Source organism: Parabacteroides chinchillae (genome assembly GCF_900108035.1).
GTDB lineage: Bacteria > Bacteroidota > Bacteroidia > Bacteroidales > Tannerellaceae > Parabacteroides > Parabacteroides chinchillae.
In genome coordinates this window covers 37,781-58,973 of sequence record NZ_FNVS01000002.1, presented here as the reverse complement: position 1 = coordinate 58,973, position 21,193 = coordinate 37,781, and the positions used below count along the sequence as shown (strand labels likewise).

Sequence of the window (21,193 nt, the reverse complement as noted above, 5' to 3'; positions counted from 1 at the left end):
GATTTACTCTCCTCTTTTTGCTTTACGTGCCAAAGCATGGAATACGTCATTCATATTATCAGTATTGAAAGAAGCTTTAAGGGCAGCAGGACTATCCAAAGCTTCTATCTTACCATCCACCATGATAGAAACACGATTACAATATTCAGCCTCGTCCATATAATGAGTGGTAACAAACACGGTAATACCACGTTCGGCCGCCTGATAAATCAACTCCCAGAACTGACGTCGCGTTACAGGATCGACGCCTCCCGTAGGTTCATCCAGAAAAACGATACGAGGATCATGGATAATAGCGACTGAAAAGGCAAGTTTCTGCTTCCATCCCAAGGGCAGAGAATCCACCAATGTATTACGTTCTCCTTCCAGATCGAGCACATGAAGAAGTTCGTCGGTCTTTTCCTTCAGCTTCTTTCCGGACAATCCATAAATTCCGCCATATAAACGGATATTTTCCCATACTTTCAGATCGCCGTATAATGAGAATTTCTGGCTCATATACCCAATATGTTGTTTAATCTTCTCCGTCTCTTTATAGACATCAAAACCTGCTACACGAGCCTCACCCGAAGTTGGTGCAGATAAACCGCAAAGCATACGCATAGCTGTAGTCTTTCCTGCTCCGTTAGCTCCCAGGAATCCAAATAATTCACCTTCCCCCACGTTAAAACTGATATGGTCTACAGCTGTAAAAGATCCGAAGCTTTTTGTCAGGTTTGTTACATCTATTACATTCATTTCTGTCTCATTTTACAAAGCCATAAAACAATCTTCTATCGAAGGCCTTATAAGCTCCAACGTTACATCCGTATATCCTTTTTCCCTGATAAATTTTTCCAAACCAACTATATCATTTTTACCATCTTTCAATGCCAAATGGTGAGAATCGCCAAATGCGTAACATGAATATGTATCAGGATAAGAGCGCAAATCTATCAGCAATTTATACATAAAAGAACCATGTACTGCATATAACGGGCGAGTATATGTAGAACGAATACCTTCCGGAGTATTAACTGACAAACACTCTCCAGAGCGCATCAGTGCTATACGATCACAACGTGAAGCCTCATCCATATACGGTGTGGAAACAAGAATAGTAATTCCTTCATTCTTCAGCCGATCCAGCATATTCCAAAACTCCACGCGCGAAACAGGATCGACACCTGTTGTCGGTTCATCCAGAAAAAGAACTTCCGGGCGATGGATCAGAGCACAACTCAATGCCAATTTTTGCTTCATTCCTCCGGATAATTTGCCGGCACGACGATTTTTAAAAGGTTCGATCTGCACATAAATATCACGTATTAAACCATAGTTTTCTTTTATAGTCGTATTAAATACAGTAGCAAAGAATTTAAGATTCTCTTCCACTGTCAGGTCCTGATAGAGAGAAAAACGTCCTGGCATATATCCCACACAGTGACGAATTTCCTTATAATCCCGTGTAACATCCAGGCCGCAAACCGTAGCAGATCCACTATCCGCTAACAATAGCGTTGTAAGAATACGAAATAGCGAAGTCTTTCCTGCCCCGTCCGGTCCAATCAACCCAAACAGTTCACCTGGTTTTATCTCCAACGATATATCCCGTAAAGCCGAAACACCGCCATAACTTTTGTTTATATGTTGAACATCTATATTGTTCATAGCTATCAGTCATTATCATCAATTAAATACCGTCTCTCCATACTGTCCTATCTTTAGATAACCATCATTTTTCACCGCTATCTTAATAGCATAAACCAGATTGGCACGCTCATCTTTTGTCTGAATGCCTTTCGGTGTAAATTCCGATTTGTCCGAAATCCATGTGATGACACCAGGATATTCGCGACGTTCTTTATCTCCAAAGTCTGCAAAAACATGTACTGGTTGATTCAACTTCAATTGGGAAAGCTGATCGCCGGTTACATAAGCACGGAGATACAGCAAATCAATATCGGCAATTTTATACAAAGGTTTGCCAGCTGTCGTCACTTCTCCTGTTTCGGCATATTTCACCAAAACGGTTCCGGTAACCGGATTCGTTATACGGCTCTTTTGTAACTGGTCATCCAGTTGCATAATCTGATATTGTATGCTTTCGGCATCCGCATCGGCTCCGCCTTTGGTTTTGTCCAATGTAGAATATTGAGCATCCAATTGCTTTTGAAGAACCTTTATATTATTGACTAGGTCGTCCACTTGTTTTTGATTGCCGGCTTTTGCCTTCACCAGATTTTCCATGCGTTGTTGTTCACTACGTGCAACAGCAATCTGTTGTTCCAACGTAGCAATCTGTTTATGTATGTCCGGTTTACGGATATCCACAGACCTAAGTCCGGCCATTAATTGCATTTTACGAAAATATAATTGTGTGCTATCCACATATCCTACAACATCACCTGCATTCAGGCGATCTCCTTCTTCAATATTTAACTCCATAATCTTACCGGTTGCTTCGGAAGAAACCATCACTTCGGTAGATTCAAATGCACCGGTTGCATCAAAATCTTTCTTATTACCATTGCATGCTGCAAGTAATGCTACCAGACTGAATAAAATCAAGTGTTTCATATCTGTATAAAGTATTATTTTTCTAATTAGTTGTGTACATATAATCATATATTGACTGCAGTTGCTGAACCTTATGCATGGCAGCTGTCTGGCGTGCCATATCTTCGGCATTGATTTCACGAATCAGATCCGTTACTGAGATAACCCCGTTTTCCAATTTGGCTTCAGCAGCTTTCTTTATACTGGTACGCAGACGTATTATATCATTATCCGCACGCATCAGGTCTGTTATTTTACGAATCTCCGTATTTTGTTGTATCAATTGCAAATTGGTATTAAAAAGAAAAACGTCTTTCTGTACTTCTATCATTTGCCTGTTAACATCCAATTTCCGCCTGTCATTTTTCAAAGTGTATAGCTTGCCTAAATTCCAAGTAAGGCGAACACCTGCCATATAAAAACTACTGAATTTATCTTCCAGCATATTCAATCCCGGACGGCCATATCCTCCTTGTAAAAAAGCACCTACACGAGGCATAATTCCGGCTGTAATCTGCTTGTCCTGCATCTCCAGCAACTGGTTCCGGGCATCCAATGCGCGAAGTTCAGGACGGTTGATCGTTTGCGGCAATGAACTTCCCGGCATTAAAGGAGTTTCAAGAATGGCATCTTCTGTAATGGGCTTTCCAACCAATGTTCCCAGCATCTGGCGATAAGCCATACGCGAAGCCTTCAATTCTATCTCCTTCTGACGGGCATTCAAAAGTTCAACCTGCATACTTTCCAGATCAGATTGGTTGGCTACTCCATTAGCTATCATTGCCTCGATACGGTCTATATTTATCTGTAATTCTTTCTGAAGCAAAACATTTTGAAGAAGTAATTCGTCTTGCAGCAAACAACCGAAATAAAGCTGATTTACGCGTTGGTTCAAAGCATAAAGATCACTCTCCAACTGTTCACGGTTAGCTTCGGCCTCTGCTTTGGTTATCTGTTTGGTTGCATGAATAACACCTCCGTCCCAAATCGTTTGATTTACTTCCGCCACAACTTGATATTGATCTTTGCCCAGTGTAGGAATCTGTATACCCGGTATAATAGCAGAAAACTTATCTGCATCAAACGGCAATTTAGTGACATCGCTCTGATAAGTAACCTTCGCATTTAATGCCACTTGGGGCAACCATCCCTTCCCTGCATTAGCCAAGTTATAATCTCTGGTACGGTTAATTAACCCGTATTGCCGGATTTGAGGATAATTATCATGTGCCCAATCATAACACTGCATAATACTAACTTTACCTTCTTGCGCCCTTAAAGGAACAATAAAGGCACTCACTCCAAACGATAATAGAATTATACAAATTGATTTCATAAATTATTCTGTACAAATAAATGATTACTTATTATCTGGTGTCAGTAAACGGATCATAATATCCGAAATAAAAGTTTTTCGTTCTTCTATAAATGCGTCAAAACGTTCTTCCTCTCCATTAAAAAAAACAGTAGTCAACGGAGAGCGTGCCAACATAGGAAAAATAACTAACCCGATTAAAGTTGAAGCCGTATAAGCCAACGGCATCTTTTTTATCAAACCTTTTTCCATTTCTTCCAGCATCTGTTTCTGTAACTTTATTAAAGGCTGCACCCGGGATGGATCTCTCATCACCACTTTGTACAAATGTTCCGGATCTCTGTTAAATTCATTTACAACAAAAATTGGGAATGAAGGATTTGACTGCATTATAGCAACATACTCGTTAACAATCTTTGGTATCTTCTCAAGGCAAGTCGTAGGCTCATTCATTATAGAATCAATATTTGGAAGCAAAACGCCCATTAATTGTCCGAATACAGCTTCAAAAAGCATTTCCTTGGTTCGGAAATAATAATGCATAGCTGTTCGGCTAATACCCACTTCCTCAGCAATATCTCCCATTTTGGTAGCTTCATATCCTTTTCGGACAAAGACTTGTTTTGCAGCTTCTATGATACGGAATTCCATATCCTGCACTTCTTCTGTATTCATACGTCATATTGTTATTATTTATTTCGTCCCATATGTCTGACACATATGTCAAAAGTAAAATAAAAAAAGAAGAACATTATAAATATGTTCTTCTTTTAATGTTTTTTATCTTTACCCCAAAAGCATCTGTATACAATAACCAATAGAAAACTTATTTAATTGGCCTTGCTTCTACCCCTTCGAATGTAATCTTTACCGGATTAATAAAACCATCTTTATCAAAAGTCATCTTATCTATACAGGTTACACGATGGTCACGCCCTGTATCTCCCAACGGGCGACGATGATAAACAATATAATAATCTTCAGAGTTTGGTATATGCATTACAGAATGATGTCCTGCACTTGTAGCAACTTGAGGGTCCTGTTGAAGAATCTTTCCTATACGCTTAAACGGACCAAAAGGAGAATCAGCAATAGCATAAGCTACACAATAATCAGGATTTCCCCAGCCACCTTCGCTCCACATAAAATAATATTTACCATTCTTCTTAAACATAAACGGACCCTCTACATAACTTTCAGGAGTAATTTCTTTATAGATTTCACCATCTTCAAAAGGAACAAGACCTGTAAAATCATCATTCAGCAAAACGATGTTACAATGTCCCCAGCCCCCATAATACATATAGTATCGTCCGTCTTCGTCATGAAAAACAAACTGATCGATAGGTTGCGCACCATTTACAATTTCATTGATAAGCGGCTTACCCAACAAATCTTTATACGGTCCTTCCGGTTTGTCGCTTACAGCAACACCGATACCGCCCACTTCGCCTTCATGTACATCATTTGCACTAAAGAAGAAATAATACTTTCCATCCTTACTGATAATAGAGGGAGCCCACATTGCTCTGTTTGCCCACTTTACTTCCGTCGTATCAAGGATAGACGGATGCTTTGTCCACGTCACCAAATCTTTTGATGAATAGCAATCAAAAAATGTCTGTTTTTCGTATAGATCACTTGTGGTTGGATAAATCCAATAGGTATCATCATAAATAATACCTTCCGGGTCGGCATACCAACCCTCAAATACAGGATTACCGCTTTTTGCAACTTCTTCCGTTTGCTGTTGCTTTGGCTGACCACACGCAAAAAATAAACTTACAGTCAACAAAGAATAAATAAGGTCTTTTTTCATCTTGAGTATATTAAACACATTAGTAAATATTACCGCTCCATTTTAGCTAGTCCGCCTTCTGAGGTTTCTTTATAAAGGCTCGGCAAATCGTTTCCAGTCTGGCGCATGACTTCTACCACCTGATCAAAACTTACCCGGTGTTTCCCGTCGGAGAAGTTGGAAAATGTATTTGCATCCAGTGCACGGGCAGCTGCAAAAGCATTACGTTCAATACACGGTATTTGAACCAATCCGCACACCGGATCACAAGTTAATCCTAAATGATGCTCCAATCCCATTTCGGCCGCATATTCTATCTGGGCTGGCGTCCCACCAAACAACTGGCTTGCAGCAGCAGCAGCCATAGCACAGGCAACACCTACTTCTCCCTGGCAACCAACTTCGGCACCCGACACAGAAGCATTCGTTCTGACCACATTGCCAAATAAACCGGCCGTAGCCAAAGCACGCAAAATACGTGAATCGCGGAACTCTCTAGAGTCCTTTAAATGATAAAGTACAGCCGGCATAACGCCGCACGAGCCACAAGTCGGTGCCGTGACAATCTTTCCTCCATTTGCATTTTCTTCAGAAACAGCCAAAGCATATGCATATACCATTCCACGGCTTCTAATGCTACTGCCATACCCTTTTGCACGGATCATATAATCGGAAGCTTTGCGACGCAGTCCTAATCCTCCGGGAAGAACTCCCTCCGCTTCCAAGCCGTTACGTACAGCTTGTTGCATAACCTCCCATACCTCAGCTAAATAATCCCAGATCGAAGGCCCTTCGCACTGTTCTACATATTCCCAATAGGAATGCCCGCTTTTCTCACACCATGCCTGAATATCCTTTATCGTCTGCATTTCATAAACCTGTGCCGTTTTCAGTTCATTGAAACTTTCGTTTGCCAACGTACCACCTCCGATACTATAAACCGTCCAACTATCTAACACTTCGCCACTTTCATCAAATGATTCAAACAACATTCCGTTCGGATGAAACGGAAGAAAGTTTTTAGGTTCCCATGTTATGTTTGTTTTAGCTACCGGCGATAATACTTCCAGAATAGCAGCATCCGTCATGTGTCCTTTCCCTGTAGCCGCCAAACTTCCATACAAGGTAACATTAAAACGTACTGCACCTCTGTTACGATCTAAAAACATTTGAGCAGCACGCATCGGCCCCATTGTATGGCTGCTAGAAGGGCCATGACCTATACGATATATTTGTCTGATTGATTCCATGTGTAAGTTTCCCAATTAAATGTGTTTATACTTTTAGAAATATATTGCGTTTATAAAGCAACCACAAAATTACATAAATAACCAATACGTTGCATACGGCAATAAGTACCTGATAATAATTTCCCATATATTGCTGCAAACCAAAAAATAAAGACTCGCCAATACACCTGAAATTAATTACCATAGTCAGCATGTATGCTACAATAGAATTCATTCCATATATCTTTAGCCAATTCAAATGTTTGTTATGTCCTTTGCAATCTATCCAATAATAAAAAATGCCCATCAGCAAAAAACAATACCCACTGCTCACCAACACCATGGAGCTAGTCCACAACTTCTTAATAACCGGCATTTGCAATCCCCACAACCAACCTGCAGCAACCATAGCGACACCAATACCAAACAATAGCTGCAGTTTATATTTACGGGTATATTCATTTTTCAATATCTGCCCGGCAAACAATCCGGTCAACACTGTCACACCAAAGTTCAGGCTACTTAATATCCATGTATAATTATACCACCCGGCAAACACAGTCTGCCCATCAACTATCGTAGCAGCATCCCGGAAACGTCCTAATACAACACGGTCTACCCATTCGGCCAGGTTGCCGTCAGGGGTATAAACACCACCTCCATAACCATCTACCGTAACAAATTGCATTAATCCCCAATACAACAGTAACAAACCGGCCGCCACACCTATTTGTGCAGCAAAACGAATATGCAGAAACAACATGGCAGCAATCAAATATCCCATTGCTATAGATTGCAAAGTATTCGAATACAAATAAATTTTATCAAGATCCAATGCCAGTAAATTCCCCTGGCACATCATGCCAAATACCCATAATAGCAAAACGCGTTTCCCTATACGACGATACACAGCCGTTTTATCCGGCATTGCCTTATAACGCGATAAAGCAAACGGTATAGATACACCGGCCATAAACATAAAGAGAGGCATTACCAAATCCCAGGAAGAAAAACCCTCCCACTCCACATGCGAAAAGCCCCACATCAATGAATTGAACCAAGGTGCGTCAATCGCACTTTCCAGAGGATATAACACCACCTCCAGGACAACAAGACAAAAAAGGTCGAAGCCACGTAGAACATCCAGTGACTCCAACCGTTTGTAGACCGTCTTTTCCATATAATAATGATAAAAAATTTACACTTTTAAGAATATGCGTTGACGATATAAGAAATAAAGGAATCCCCAACAAATAGCAATATAAGTAACAGCCCCCATTAAAGGTTGAGCTGTTTCCGGCAACAACTTCGTTATTCCCCCGAATATAGAATTTGCAGTAAACGAGAAGTTTATGAAACGTTGTGCCAGATAAATCGTTATGGAATTCATACCGATAACAGTAAAGAATAAAGTCCAGCCCCGAAATCCTTTTACATCTATAATATAATAAAACAAAGCAAACAATATCATAGATATACCTCCTACCGTACAAACAAAAGAACTTGTCCAAAGATTTTTATTAATCGGGAAAAACAGATTCCATATTACACCGGAAACCACCAAAATAAGGCCAACTACCAGTAAATAAAGCACCTTCTTTGTCTCTGTAAACTCTTTCTTTTGTAATTTAATAAATTCGCCAGTAAACATCCCCAGTAAAGCAGTAGCTATAGCCGGAACTGTAGATAAGATTCCTTCCGGATCGTGTATTTTCAAGTAAAGATGCCCAGGCAACATGATTCTGTCTACATATCCAACCAGACATCCTTCCATACTAAACACATCCGCACCATTCCCGTCCGGAGCCGGAACAAATGCTAATAGTAACCAATAACCAATCAAAATTCCTGCCGTGATCCAGACTCTCGTAATAGTACGAGTATTCACAAACAAGATTGCAGCAAACATCCAAGCCAGGCCTATTCGTCCCAACACGCTTGCATAACGTTGGTTTTCAAAATCCAAAGACAATATACCGCCATATACAAGTCCCAATATCACCAATGTAATACCGCGGCGTATAATTTTTTTATAAATAGCCGAATCTGTCATACCCGAAGCTCTTTGCTTTTCCAGAGAGAAAGGAAAAGAAATGCCCGCAATAAAAAGGAATAGCGGGAATATCATATCTTCAAAAGACAACCCATGCCATTCAACATGCTGCATCTGCTGGGCTATAGCCTGAAAAAATGGAGTTGGAAACAATGTTGCCAAAGCAATAAAAAGAGGGCCCCCGCCCATAATGAAAAACATGTCAAAACCTCTGAGGGCATCTAATGACTGTAAACGTTGTGGTTTTTTCTGCACTGTCATTTCTATCTATATTTTAAAGTCAGACGCAAATATAAACAGAAAATTTAAAATTCATCTGCATGAAAACTTAATTTATAAATAAGACAATCAAAGGTTGATCTATTGTTAATTTATCACATAAAAACTACCTTTGCACAACTTACTGAAAACAAATGAAACAACATCTGAAACCCATCATGTTTGTAGGGACTTGCTCCGACGCTGGCAAGAGTGTAATTAATGCAGCTTTCTGCCGTATATTCAAACAAGACGGTTACAACCCAGCCCCTTTTAAGGCACAAAATATGTCTCTTAACTCCTATTCCACTTCTGAAGGTGGAGAAATGGGACGTGCCCAGGTAGTACAAGCCGAGGCATGTGGTATTGCCCCACACACAGATATGAATCCGGTTTTACTAAAACCGACAAACGATAAAAGTTCCCAAGTCGTATTGAACGGAAAACCTGTCGGCAATATGTCTGCCAAAGATTATTTCGGGATACAGAACCAGAAAGAAGAACTCTTTAAAGAAGCCTTCGAAGCATTCAAAAGACTGGAAAGCAAATATAATCCAATCGTTTTAGAAGGTGCTGGCAGCATATCCGAACTCAATCTTCGCGACAGGGATATTACCAATATGCGTATGGCATTAAAGGCAGGCGCCTCCACATACCTGATAGCAGACATTGACAAAGGCGGTGTTTTTGGTTCTGTATATGGAACTATTGCTTTGTTAAAAACAGAAGAAAAGGCATTGATGAAAGGTATTATTATCAATAAATTCCGTGGAGATGCATCTCTTTTTGAAGAAGGTAAAAAGATAATAGAAAAATTGACCGGTGTACCTGTTGTTGGCATTATTCCCTGGTTTCGTGATATAAAAATAGAAGAAGAAGATTCCGTTGCGTTAGATATGAAAACAAACACATTCCGTGACGGAAAAATCAACGTAGCCATTATCCTGCTTAAACGCATGTCCAACTTTACCGATTTCGACGTCTTGGATATGGACCCCCGTTTCAATCCCTACTATACAAATAATATAGAAGAAATAGAGAAAGCGGATATAATTTTATTGCCGGGCTCAAAAAACACATTGGCAGATTTACAGCACTTACGTGCCAACGGAATAGCAGAAGCAATCATCCGGGCGCATAAAGCAGGAAAAAAAGTTATTGGTATTTGCGGAGGCTATCAAATGATGGGCATCCGTCTGGAAGATCCGGAAGGTATAGAGGGAGAAATACCTGCAGTGCCAGGTCTTGGACTCTTGCCACAATGTACAATCATTGAAAAAGAAAAAATAACCAAACAAAGCACATTCAGTTTCTTACCCGAAAAATCCGGCAAAATTAAACAATGCCGGGGTTATGAAATCCACATGGGACGTACTACCTTGCTAAACGATGCCCCTGACAGCCCGGTTGTCTTATTGGAAGACGGTCGGCAAGACGGTTATTACCTGAGCAACCGGTGTTGGGGAAGTTATATGCATGGTATTCTTGATAATCCGGTAGTTCTTGACAATATGGCTGAAGGATTCGATAAGGAAGAAGCAAACAACCTTTTTGATTATGTAGCATTCAAAGAAGAACAGTATGATAAGCTAGCCAATCTGGTACGAAACCATGTAAATCTGGAGTATATATATTCCACATTATAAAACATCCCGATGATTTTACAAAATCATCGGGATGTTTTCCTAAAATGATCGGGAAGACTTAAGAAATTCCAACTATGCAGAGTTAATTATCATTTCAGACGATTGACTCTTGCCACGTCTTCAAGACGCACGCATACGGTAGCACCCAACTGTTCCAGAAACAACAGGGCATGGCTCTTTTTTATCTTTTTTACTTTACCGGAAACAGATTTCATAGCCCCACATAAAATTTCCACTTCATCACCGGCAATAAGAGGATGTTCGGAAGCCATTTCCAAAAATTCTTTAATAGCATCAATCTCTGCCTGCCGTACAACAGCCGGCTTGCCATTATAATATACAATACGTGAAACACCATAAACACGGATCAAATCACGTAACACAGGATCTGTACATCTAACAAAAATATAGGAACTGAATAAAGGGATATCGACCATTTTCACACGATCAGACCACACACGCGGCGTACGATGAAGCGGAAGCCAACATTCTACACCTAAAGCATCTATTCGTTCTTTTACTTGTTTTTCAGCTCGGGCAGCAGTATATAGTACATACCAATTGGTATCATTTGGCTTTATCATGCAAAATCACTCTATTAAATTGAGCGGCAAATATACTATATTTTCACCAAAACAAATATTCTTCCGATTTGGTTATTACAATACAAAGACTAAGAATGCCAATCTTAATTAATGGTAAGCACAATAAAGATTAGATAATTTATAAACAATGAATTTGTCAATTTGTTAGAAGTATATAAAACAATAACGTTTCATTCTAAAATTTTATAATTATGGCAAAAGAAACAGTCGCAATTTTACGAGGAAAACTGGACGTAGAAAATCTTTTATCTCAATTAAACGCAGCTTTAGCCGAAGAATGGCTGGCATACTATCAATATTGGGTAGGTGCATTAGTAGCAGAAGGTGCAATGCGCAAAGACGTCCAGGATGAATTTGAAGAACATGCCGAAGAAGAACGCAAGCACGCTCAATTATTAGCAGATCGCATTATTGAACTGGATGGCATTCCAGTACTTGATCCTCAAAAATGGTTTGAATTGGCAAGATGCAAATATGACGCACCGAAAGAATTCGACACAGTCAGTCTATTAAAGCAGAACGTAGCTTCGGAAAGATGTGCCATACTCAGGTACCAACAAATTGCCCAGTTTACCAACGGATTGGATTACACAACTTGCGACATCGCAAAACATATACTTGCAGAAGAAGAAGAGCATGAACAAGACCTGCAAGACTACTTAAAAGACATTGCCAGAATGGAAAATACTTTTAAGAAATAAATTTAAAAAGAATATTTGTACAGGCATGAGTTCAAAAGGATTCATGCCTGTATTCATTTATAGCCCTTTCTTACCACTATATCGAACAAAAAACAACTACAAATGCTACACAAATTCAAAATAAACAATACATTTGCAGTCTATTTATATGAATTAAACATACTAATAATACAAAAAATCATGATGTATTGGCAGAAAGACATAGAAACCTTAAATCGTGAAGACCTGGAAAAACTACAGTTGGAACGATTAAAAAAAACAATTGAATTAGCCGGACATTCTTCTTTTTATCAAAAAGTATTTGAGGAAAACGGAATTACACCCAATAGCATCCTTTCTTTAGAAGACTTGCAAAAAATTCCATTCACGACAAAAGACGATTTACGCAACAATTATCCTTTCGGTATGGCTGCAATACCGATCAAAGACTGTGTGCGTATTCATTCGTCCAGCGGAACAACCGGAAATCCTACAGTTGTACTACATTCATCAAAAGACCTGGAACAATGGGCAAACCAAGTGGCACGTTGCATGTATATGGTAGGAATACGCGATACGGATGTATTCCAAAACACATCTGGCTACGGTATGTTCACCGGGGGATTAGGATTTCAGTATGGAGCCGAGAAGTTAGGTACATTAACAGTTCCCGCAGCTGCAGGGAACACAAAACGCCAGATTAAATTTATTCAGGATTTCGGAACTACTTGTCTACACATTATCCCTAGCTATGCAACCCGTTTAGCTGAAGTAATGTATGAAATAGGTATCGATCCGCGTAAAGATACAAAACTGCACACCGTATGTATTGGAGCCGAGCCTCATTCGGAAGAACAACGTCGGCGAATTGAACAATTATTAGGCGTAAAAGCATATAACTGTTTCGGTATGTCGGAAATGAATGGCCCGGGAGTTGCATTCGAATGTACCGAACAAAACGGACTTCATATCTGGGAAGACTATGTAATTGTAGAAATTGTAGACCCTGTTACTCTCAAACCTGTTCAGGAAGGAGAAGTTGGAGAGTTGGTTCTTACTACCATAAACCGTGAAGCAATGCCGTTAATACGCTATCGCACACGCGACTTAACCTGTATACTTCCGGGCAAATGCCCATGTGGACGTACACATAAACGTTTAGCCCGCTTCAAAGGCCGTAGCGATGATATGATTATTCTGAAAGGTGTTAATATTTTCCCTATCCAGATTGAAAAAATATTAATGCAATTCAAAGAATTAGGCAGCAACTATCTTATAACGATAGAGACATTCGGCAATAACGACGAAATGCTTATTGAAGTAGAATTAAGCGACTTGTTTACTGACGATTACAGTGTGTTGCAAAGGCTGGCTAAAGATATTACGCGTCAACTGAAAGACGAGTTATTACTTACGCCACACCTCAAACTCGTAGCAAAAGGATCTTTACCCTCTCAGGAAGGAGGCAAGGCTATTCGCGTAAAAGACTTACGTAAATTTGTGTAATTGTATAACAAGATTAAAAATATACAGCCATGACAGTAAATCAAATTTCTATTTTTCTGGAAAACAAGTATGGAAAGCTAAGTGAGATACTGGCTTTACTTGCAGAAGAGAATATACGTATTATAGCTGCCACTGTTGCCGACACTTCCGAGTATGGCATCTTACGTATTATTGTCAGTGATCCGCAAAAAGCATTCAAGATACTTAAAAGCAATAATGTAAGTGCCAACCTGACTGAAGTATTGGCAATTGTCACCGATTCATGTGCAGGTAGCTTTGCCAAAGTATTGACTCATTTCACAAAAGCCGGTTTAAGCATTGAATACATGTACTGTTTTTCTATTAGAGATAAATCGATCATGATTATTCGCACAAACAACCGGGATGCTGCACGGGAGGTTATTCGCCGGCAGAATCTGGAATATATCTGCGAAAACGACTTAATAAAATTATAATCATCTCTTACCCCGGGAAGAAGAATTTTCTCCGGGGTAAATTTTATCTACTCACCATTAAAACAAATAACAAATGTTTGGAATAGACGACCCTGGTATCTGGTTGGCATACCTGCTGGCATTTGCCTGCCTTTTATATTCTATCTGGTTCGGAATAACCACATGGAATAAAGATGATAAAGAAAGTACTAACTCTAAAAAAGAAAAGGAATGAGCACACTTACTCTGGGTATTGTCGTTATTATTTACATGTTTGTCCTTGCATGGTTGGGATATCTTGGTTATAAAAGCACAAAAAATGCCAGTGATTATTTATTAGGAGGACGAAAAGTAAATCCGTTTATCATGGCTTTGTCTTATGGAGCCACATTTATATCGGCATCAGCCATTGTAGGTTTCGGAGGAGTTGCTGCAACATTCGGTATGGGAATCCAATGGCTCTGCTTGCTTAATATGTTTATGGGAGTTGTAATCGCATTTATTTTATTCGGCAGAAAAACACGCAAGCTGGGAGAAGAACATAACGCACGCACATTTCCTCAGTTATTAGGATTGCATTACAAATCCAAAGCTATCCGGATATTTATAGCCACAATAATATTCATAGGAATGCCTTTATACGCAGCTGTTGTTATGAAAGGAGGTGCTGTGTTTATTGAACAAATGTTTAATATAGACTTACACTTGGCTTTACTTATCTTTACGTTGATTGTCGCAGCATACGTTATTACAGGTGGTATTAAAGGTGTTTTATATACAGATGCGTTACAAGCAGTTATCATGTTTTCTTGTATGCTTTTCCTCCTATTCTGGTTCTATAGAATCATGGATATGGGATTCATCGAGGCCAACCGGAAGCTGACGGAAATTGCCCCAATGGTACCTGAACGGTTCAAAGATCTGGGTCATCAAGGGTGGACAGCTATGCCTGTTACCGGTTCTCCGCAATGGTATACATTAGTTACCTCTTTGATTCTGGGCGTAGGTATTGGCTGTTTAGCCCAACCTCAATTAGTGGTTCGTTTTATGATGGTGGAAAGTACAAAACAGCTCAACCGGGGTGTAATAATAGGTTGTATATTTTTAATTGTCACTGTTGGAGCAATATATCATGTCGGTGCTTTATCAAATTTATTCTTTCTAAAAACCGAAGGCGTTGTTGCTTCGGAAGCAATCAAAGATATGGATAAAATTATCCCGTTGTTTATTAACAAAGCAATGCCGGATTGGTTCGGTGCTGTATTTATGCTCTGTATCCTATCTGCCAGCATGTCTACATTAAGTGCACAATTCCATACGATGGGAGCCGCTTTCGGAGCAGATGCTTTTCCGAAATTAGGACGCAGCAAGAACCCGAATTCAACAATGGGTGTACGAATCGGTGTATTATGTTCTATCTTATTAAGTTATATAATATGCTATGCATTAAGCGACGGAATCATAGCCCGAGGTACTGCATTATTCATGGGAATCTGCGCAGCAACTTTCCTGCCTTCCTACTTTTGTGCTTTATACTGGAAAGGTGTAACCCGCCAGGGAGCATTAGCCAGCTTATGGGTTGGCGCATTAGCAAGTTTATTTGCCATGCTATTCCTGCATAAAGCGGAAGCTGCTCCAATTGGCCTATGCAAGGCTTTATTCGGACAAGATGTATTGGTTAATGTCTATCCTTGGTATGCTATCGATCCTATTTTGTTTGGTCTTCCATTATCATGTATCACTATTGTTACAGTGAGTTTGCTAACAAAAAGATAGAAATAATAGACACAAAAAGCGAAATTAGCATTTCTTATAATTCAAAAAATATTATTTAGCAGTTATAATCTTGACAAATACATAGAAAACCATACATTTGCAATGTGGTTTTTTCATAATAGTATTAGATTTAAGGTTAACAAAGTTGGTTAGGGCTTGTCGGGAGACAAGCTTTAATTGTTTTATAGAGTTTCCTCCTAAAAGAACACGTTTGTCATTCTCCACTACCCTATGAGATACATACGCCAATTGTCCACACTTTACACAAATCGTCCTCTTCCCCGATTCCTGAATATTTGTTCTTCCAATGATGAAGTCATTATCTTTCTCGCGAATTAGTTTGTCTTTAAATGTAACAGTTCCCTGGCATTAGCCATTGATGCCTCGGTCAAAGAAGCACCGCTCAGCATACGAGCCACTTCTAGTATGCGCTCTTCGTTAGTAAGCTGCTTAATACGGGTTATTGTTCTATCGGAAGTATCTTCTTTATATACAAAGTAATGCTCTTTGCCTTTTGCTGCGATCTGAGGTAAATGGGTTATGGCAAATACTTGCATTTTTGTTCCCAAGTCTTGCATAATATCTCCCATCTTATCGGCAATATCACCAGACACTCCTGTATCTACTTCGTCAAAAATAATGGTAGGCAAAGCTGTAAAACCGGCAATCATGGCCTTTAGGCATAACATCAAACGGGAAATCTCGCCACCAGATGCAGTTTGAGCTACAGGCTGCAAATCTCCACTCTTATTTGCTGAAAACATAAACCGGATATCATCCATTCCATCATTATCCGGCTCCTCCTTTGCCATCACATCAACACGAAAACGCGTATTTGGCATCCCCAACGGTATAATCATATCAACCAATTGGCCAGCCATACCTTTTGCTGCAATTTTTCTTTGATTACTAAGTACTGAGGCCTGTTGAAGTAATTCCTTATACGAAACCTCCGATTGTTTACTTAATGATTCTATTTGTTCTTCAAAGGAGTCTATTTCTTTTAATTGGGCTTCATATTTCGATTGAATATCCAATAGTTCTTCCACGGTGGAAACGTGGTGTTTCTGTTGCAGAGAGTAAATTGTATTTAAACGCTCATTCACCCATTCCAAACGTTCGGGGTTAAATTCAACATCTTCTCTCATCGTATCAGTTTCAGATGCTAAATCATTCAAATCAATATATGCAGAACGCAAACGTTCGGATATATCTTTAGCTTTCGAAAAATAATGTTCTAAAGAATCCGCAGTTGAAAGAGCTTCTTTTATATATTGAAGTCCTCCCATTTCATCACCATTTAATAGTTCTGAAATCTTATAAAGAGAGCTTTTTATTTCCTCAGCATGTGAAAGTGTTTCTTGTTCTTGTTCCAAATCTTCCTGTTCGCCGACAATCAAACGGGCTTCGGATAATTGCTCCAACTGAAAACGAATATAATCTTCTTCCTGTTTTGTTTGAGCAGCTTTATCTTTCAATTCTTTTAATTCTTTTTGCAAGGATTGAAAACGATTATATTCTTTCCGGTAAAGAATCAAAAGAATCTCATTTTCAGCCATTACATCGACAACTTTTAATTGAAAGCGATTATCACCCAATAACAGATTCTGGTGTTGCGAATGTATGTCGATTAAACGGCCTCCCAATTCTTTCATTACAGGTAAAGCCACAGGAGAATCATTTATAAATGCACGGGATTTGCCTGAGGCAAAAAGTTCCCGACGCAAAATACAACTTTCATGATCATATTCAAGATCATTTTCCTGAAAAAAAGATTCCAGCTGATATTTCGAAATATCGAATACAGCCTCAATTATGCACTTATCGGCACCATTTTTTATACTTTTCCCATCCGCACGTTGTCCTAATACCAATGATAAGGCTCCCAGAATAATTGATTTTCCGGCACCCGTTTCACCCGTAATTACTGAAAAACCTCCGTCAAACTGAATATCAAGACTATCTATTAAAACAAAATTCTGGATAAATAACGATTTCAACATAGTTTTTTATTTTTTGAGAGGTTCCAAACGTGTTGTCTCGGTAGGATAAATATTGGAAAGGATTTTCAATCCTTCTTGCTTTTCCTGTGTGGTAGCCTTTGAATAAATACTTACGACTTCATCGAGCTTTGCATCGGAAAAGATTTGCAATAAAACAGAAGTAGGGCGTGCGCTCCGAACTTGCTCCAATGCTGGTAAAGCAGAAATTATTGTGGTACGTCCGCGATCCGGATTTGCAGCCATTTCATCAAGGCCTTTTCTATGATATGTATACCACATATCCCGGAATATACCAGAAGTATTATCTGTTAATGCAGTAGAAACAGCATGTCTGTTCTGATTGCTGTCAAATGCTTTCCAGCCTGTCCATGTACCTTGCGCCTGAGCCAAAGTTACAATTTGCTGTGCCTGCTGATAAAAAGCAGTTCCTCCCTGTGGAGAAAAACTGTCAAAGTCCAGTCCTAAAATCGTATAAATATAAAATACAATAGTTGCAATCAAATTACTGTTTACAACATTCTCCGTATATTCCAACGGTTCAAACTGAGTATACTCAAAATCGAGCTGTTTATCACGGAAATTAAGCAACGTAGTCGTATATGTCGAGTTATATACAGGACGACGTGCCTGAACTTGAATTTCCCCTTTAAAACTGTTATCGGAAGCCTCCGACATCACAATGGTAAAACTGCAATCAATCCGTTCATTTACGGCAAAAGTAGCATCTGTCCATTTCTTATTATTAATAAATTCGGTCAGTGCTTTTTGTAAAGTAGTAAACACATCTTTATTAGATCCCTGAATTTTATCGCTATTGATAGTTACGCGGGCATTCAATTCCTGTGCCTGCATTGCCCAAGAAAACATCGATAAAAAGAAGAAAAATAACAGTTTCTTAATCATTTTCATTTTAATAATGTTGCCAGCTTATTTATGATATCGGCTGCCACCTCCTGTTTGCTTTTTAAAGGATACTCAATCTTCTCTCCCAGCCTGTCTATAATGGCAATTTTATTTGTATCGCAACGGAAGCCGGCACCTTGATCTCTGAGCGAATTCAAAACGATAAAATCGAAGTTTTTACGCTGCAATTTACTTTCTGCATGAAAAATCTCATCTTTCGTTTCCAGAGCAAACCCAACTAATATCTGATTCTCTCTTTTTATAGCACCTAAAGAAGCTGCAATATCTTTATTAGGCACTAAATGAAGCATCATATCTCCTTTTGTTTCACGCTTTATTTTCTCCGGTTCTTGATTCTCCGGACGATAGTCGGCCACTGCAGCACACAAAACAGCTGCATCAGATGTAGGAAATTCGGATATAGCCGCCTGATACATTTCTCCGGCAGATTCCACATCAATCCGTTTTATATTAGGATGATTAACCTTTAAAGAGACCGGACCCGCGATCAAAACAACTTCCGCTCCTTTCCGGGCACATGCCTCCGCTAAGGCAAATCCCATTTTACCGGAAGAATAGTTACCTATAAAACGTACAGGATCTATCTTTTCATATGTCGGCCCCGCCGTTATTAATATCTTTTTTTTTTCTAATTCGGTTTTTGAGGCAAAAAAGCTTTCCAAAACCTCTATTATCCGGTCCGGTTCTTCCATACGTCCTTTTCCCACCAAATGACTAGCCAACTCACCTTCGGCCGGCTCTATAATATAATTACCAAAAGAACGTAACCTATCCAGGTTTTGTTGTGTTGTAGGGTGAGCAAACATATCCAAGTCCATTGCCGGGGCAACAAATACAGGGGCCTTACAGGAAAGGTAAGTAGTAATTAACATATTATCGGCAATGCCATTTGCCATTTTGCCAATTGTAGAAGCCGTTGCCGGAGCCACCAACATGACATCGGCCCACAAGCCCAAATCTACATGGCTATGCCACGAACCATCCCGATTGGAAAAGAAATCACTAATCACAGGGTTACTGCTTAAAGCAGACAAAGTGATTGGCGTTATAAATTCTTTCCCCGCCGGTGTAATGACTACCTGCACCTCTGCCCCTTTTTTCACTAATCCTCTAATAATGCAGGCAGCTTTATAGGCAGCTATGCTTCCGGTTATTCCCAGTATAATATGTTTACCTTTCAGTATATTTTCCATATAACCTTTTTTAGTTCCATTCGGAAGAAAAAGTAATTCCATTCAGAAGAAATTTGAATTTCTCTCGGATGGAATTATTTTTATTACAAACGCATCATCAGAATTTCACGGGCAACTTTATAGTCTATATTACCATGTTCGCCCAATTTCCAGCCTCTTTGTTTCATAGGTTCAACCAATGCGTCCAAATCAAATTCTTTAATACCATATTCACTCAAACGAGTTTTCAATCCCATATACCGGAAAAAGTCTTCGGTAGCTTGAATCGACTTTTGTACCAATTCATCGGTAGTCTCTCCCGTAATACCAAACACGACTTCACCCATGCGAATAATTTTTGCCTGTTTCTCCTTGTGCATATAAGCCATCACTCCCGGAAGGATAACAGCCAATGTCTGCGCATGATCCAGCCCAAACTGAGCAGTCAACGCATATCCCATACGGTGAGAAGACCAATCCTGAGGAACACCTTGCCCGATCCAGCAGTTCAGAGCATTCGTTGCCGCCCACATCAGATTGGCGCGTATATCATAATCATGAGGGTTCTGTAAAACTTTACGGCCTTCTTCAACGATTGTTTTCATCAAACCTTCGGCAAAATAATCTTGTACTTTCGCATTTACCGGATAAGTCAGATATTGTTCTATCACATGGATAAAAGAGTCGACAACCCCATTTGCAACCTGACGTTCAGGCAACGAATAAGTAACCTCCGGATCTAATATTGCAAATTTAGGGAATACGGCAGGGCTGGCAAAATTCAGTTTTTCATGTGTGGAAACACGTGAAATAACAGCTCTTTCATTCATTTCCGATCCTGTAGCAGACAAGGTTAACACCACCCCCAACGGTAAGGCCTGCTTAATAAATCCGCCTTTTGACAATATATCCCACGGCTCTCCTTCATAGCAGGTAGCCGCTGCAATGAATTTAGTGGCATCAATAACAGAACCACCGCCAACAGCCAGGAGATAGGTTATCTGTTCCTTCCGTACCAGTTCAACGGCTTTCATACAAGTTTCATAATGAGGATTAGCCTCAATACCTGAAAATTCGATTACATTGAAGCTTTTCAATGCCTCAACAACCTGATTGTAAATACCATTTTTCTTAATACTTCCTCCGCCATATATCATCAACACCTTACTACCTACTGGTACTAAAGTAGATAAACGTGAAATCGAACCTTTACCAAATACGACTTTCACCGGATTACAAAACTCAAAATTATTCAT

General features: G+C 39.5%; 20 protein-coding genes and 1 pseudogene. 6 read left to right on the top strand and 15 right to left on the bottom strand.

Going from position 1 to position 21,193, the window contains the following annotated elements:
* Window positions 1-3: 3 nt before the first annotated feature.
* From C4S38_RS02140 to C4S38_RS02100, 9 genes are all read right to left on the bottom strand, one after another.
* On the bottom strand, window positions 4-738 hold the full coding sequence (locus C4S38_RS02140) for an ABC transporter ATP-binding protein (RefSeq protein WP_103982361.1): 735 nt from the start codon (window positions 736-738) through the stop codon (window positions 4-6).
* A gap of 12 nt (window positions 739-750) precedes the next feature.
* On the bottom strand, window positions 751-1,650 hold the full coding sequence (locus C4S38_RS02135) for an ABC transporter ATP-binding protein (protein WP_103982360.1): 900 nt from the start codon (window positions 1,648-1,650) through the stop codon (window positions 751-753).
* An 18-nt stretch (window positions 1,651-1,668) separates the two neighbouring features.
* The gene (locus tag C4S38_RS02130; RefSeq protein WP_103982359.1) at window positions 1,669-2,559 is read right to left on the bottom strand and encodes an HlyD family secretion protein; all 891 of its coding nucleotides are present in this window, start codon (window positions 2,557-2,559) and stop codon (window positions 1,669-1,671) included.
* Between the two features lie 22 nt (window positions 2,560-2,581).
* Entirely contained in the window at window positions 2,582-3,874 is a 1,293-nt protein-coding gene (locus tag C4S38_RS02125; protein ID WP_103982358.1) for a TolC family protein, read from the bottom strand.
* 24 nt (window positions 3,875-3,898) lie between these two features.
* Window positions 3,899-4,528: a TetR/AcrR family transcriptional regulator gene (locus tag C4S38_RS02120; RefSeq protein ID WP_103982357.1), complete on the bottom strand. Its 630-nt coding sequence runs from the start codon at window positions 4,526-4,528 to the stop codon at window positions 3,899-3,901.
* Window positions 4,529-4,679: 151 nt separating this feature from the next.
* On the bottom strand, window positions 4,680-5,672 hold the full coding sequence (locus tag C4S38_RS02115) for a glycoside hydrolase family 43 protein (protein ID WP_103982356.1): 993 nt from the start codon (window positions 5,670-5,672) through the stop codon (window positions 4,680-4,682).
* 29 nt (window positions 5,673-5,701) lie between these two features.
* Window positions 5,702-6,901, bottom strand: coding sequence for an L-serine ammonia-lyase (locus C4S38_RS02110; protein WP_103982355.1), 1,200 nt, complete (start codon window positions 6,899-6,901; stop codon window positions 5,702-5,704).
* A gap of 25 nt (window positions 6,902-6,926) precedes the next feature.
* Window positions 6,927-8,060: an acyltransferase family protein gene (locus C4S38_RS02105; RefSeq protein ID WP_103982354.1), complete on the bottom strand. Its 1,134-nt coding sequence runs from the start codon at window positions 8,058-8,060 to the stop codon at window positions 6,927-6,929.
* Between the two features lie 18 nt (window positions 8,061-8,078).
* Window positions 8,079-9,194 carry an acyltransferase family protein gene (locus C4S38_RS02100; RefSeq protein ID WP_103982353.1) on the bottom strand — a complete coding sequence of 372 codons (1,116 nt, stop codon included), beginning with the start codon at window positions 9,192-9,194 and terminating at the stop codon, window positions 8,079-8,081.
* A gap of 152 nt (window positions 9,195-9,346) precedes the next feature.
* On the opposite strand from C4S38_RS02100, the gene C4S38_RS02095 reads away from it, so the two are divergent.
* The gene (locus C4S38_RS02095) at window positions 9,347-10,837 is read left to right on the top strand and encodes a cobyric acid synthase (protein WP_103982352.1); all 1,491 of its coding nucleotides are present in this window, start codon (window positions 9,347-9,349) and stop codon (window positions 10,835-10,837) included.
* Window positions 10,838-10,926: 89 nt separating this feature from the next.
* On the opposite strand, the gene C4S38_RS02090 is transcribed toward C4S38_RS02095, so the two are convergent.
* The gene (locus tag C4S38_RS02090; protein WP_099465764.1) at window positions 10,927-11,421 is read right to left on the bottom strand and encodes a UpxY family transcription antiterminator; all 495 of its coding nucleotides are present in this window, start codon (window positions 11,419-11,421) and stop codon (window positions 10,927-10,929) included.
* A gap of 212 nt (window positions 11,422-11,633) precedes the next feature.
* On the opposite strand from C4S38_RS02090, the gene C4S38_RS02085 reads away from it, so the two are divergent.
* The 5 genes from C4S38_RS02085 to C4S38_RS02070 all read left to right on the top strand — a co-directional run bounded on the left by C4S38_RS02085 (window position 11,634) and on the right by C4S38_RS02070 (window position 15,838).
* Window positions 11,634-12,143, top strand: a complete 510-nt coding sequence (locus tag C4S38_RS02085) for a ferritin-like domain-containing protein (RefSeq protein ID WP_099465765.1) — start codon at window positions 11,634-11,636, stop codon at window positions 12,141-12,143.
* A gap of 180 nt (window positions 12,144-12,323) precedes the next feature.
* Window positions 12,324-13,628: a phenylacetate--CoA ligase family protein gene (locus tag C4S38_RS02080; RefSeq protein WP_103982522.1), complete on the top strand. Its 1,305-nt coding sequence runs from the start codon at window positions 12,324-12,326 to the stop codon at window positions 13,626-13,628.
* A gap of 29 nt (window positions 13,629-13,657) precedes the next feature.
* Complete coding sequence (locus C4S38_RS02075) at window positions 13,658-14,083, top strand: acetolactate synthase (RefSeq protein WP_099465767.1); 426 nt, start codon at window positions 13,658-13,660, stop codon at window positions 14,081-14,083.
* A 73-nt stretch (window positions 14,084-14,156) separates the two neighbouring features.
* On the top strand, window positions 14,157-14,297 hold the full coding sequence (locus C4S38_RS15895; protein ID WP_199163443.1) for a symporter small accessory protein: 141 nt from the start codon (window positions 14,157-14,159) through the stop codon (window positions 14,295-14,297).
* Window positions 14,294-15,838, top strand: coding sequence for a sodium:solute symporter family protein (locus C4S38_RS02070; RefSeq protein ID WP_103982351.1), 1,545 nt, complete (start codon window positions 14,294-14,296; stop codon window positions 15,836-15,838). Before C4S38_RS15895 ends, C4S38_RS02070 begins: the two co-directional genes overlap by 4 nt.
* Before the next feature lie 51 nt (window positions 15,839-15,889).
* Here the strand turns inward: C4S38_RS02070 and C4S38_RS16295 are convergent.
* The 5 genes and pseudogenes from C4S38_RS16295 to C4S38_RS02045 form a co-directional block, all read right to left on the bottom strand.
* Window positions 15,890-16,108 (bottom strand): annotated as a pseudogene (locus C4S38_RS16295) (hypothetical protein); the annotation flags it as partial.
* Window positions 16,109-16,173: 65 nt separating this feature from the next.
* Window positions 16,174-17,841 carry a DNA repair protein RecN gene (gene recN, locus C4S38_RS02060; RefSeq protein WP_103982350.1) on the bottom strand — a complete coding sequence of 556 codons (1,668 nt, stop codon included), beginning with the start codon at window positions 17,839-17,841 and terminating at the stop codon, window positions 16,174-16,176.
* 6 nt (window positions 17,842-17,847) lie between these two features.
* On the bottom strand, window positions 17,848-18,750 hold the full coding sequence (gene porD / locus C4S38_RS02055) for a type IX secretion system protein PorD (protein WP_103982349.1): 903 nt from the start codon (window positions 18,748-18,750) through the stop codon (window positions 17,848-17,850).
* Window positions 18,747-19,958 (bottom strand): bifunctional phosphopantothenoylcysteine decarboxylase/phosphopantothenate--cysteine ligase CoaBC, encoded by a 1,212-nt coding sequence (gene coaBC / locus C4S38_RS02050; protein ID WP_103982521.1) that lies wholly within the window; start codon window positions 19,956-19,958, stop codon window positions 18,747-18,749. Before coaBC ends, porD begins: the two co-directional genes overlap by 4 nt.
* A gap of 83 nt (window positions 19,959-20,041) precedes the next feature.
* Window positions 20,042-21,193 (bottom strand): iron-containing alcohol dehydrogenase, encoded by a 1,152-nt coding sequence (locus tag C4S38_RS02045; RefSeq protein ID WP_103982348.1) that lies wholly within the window; start codon window positions 21,191-21,193, stop codon window positions 20,042-20,044.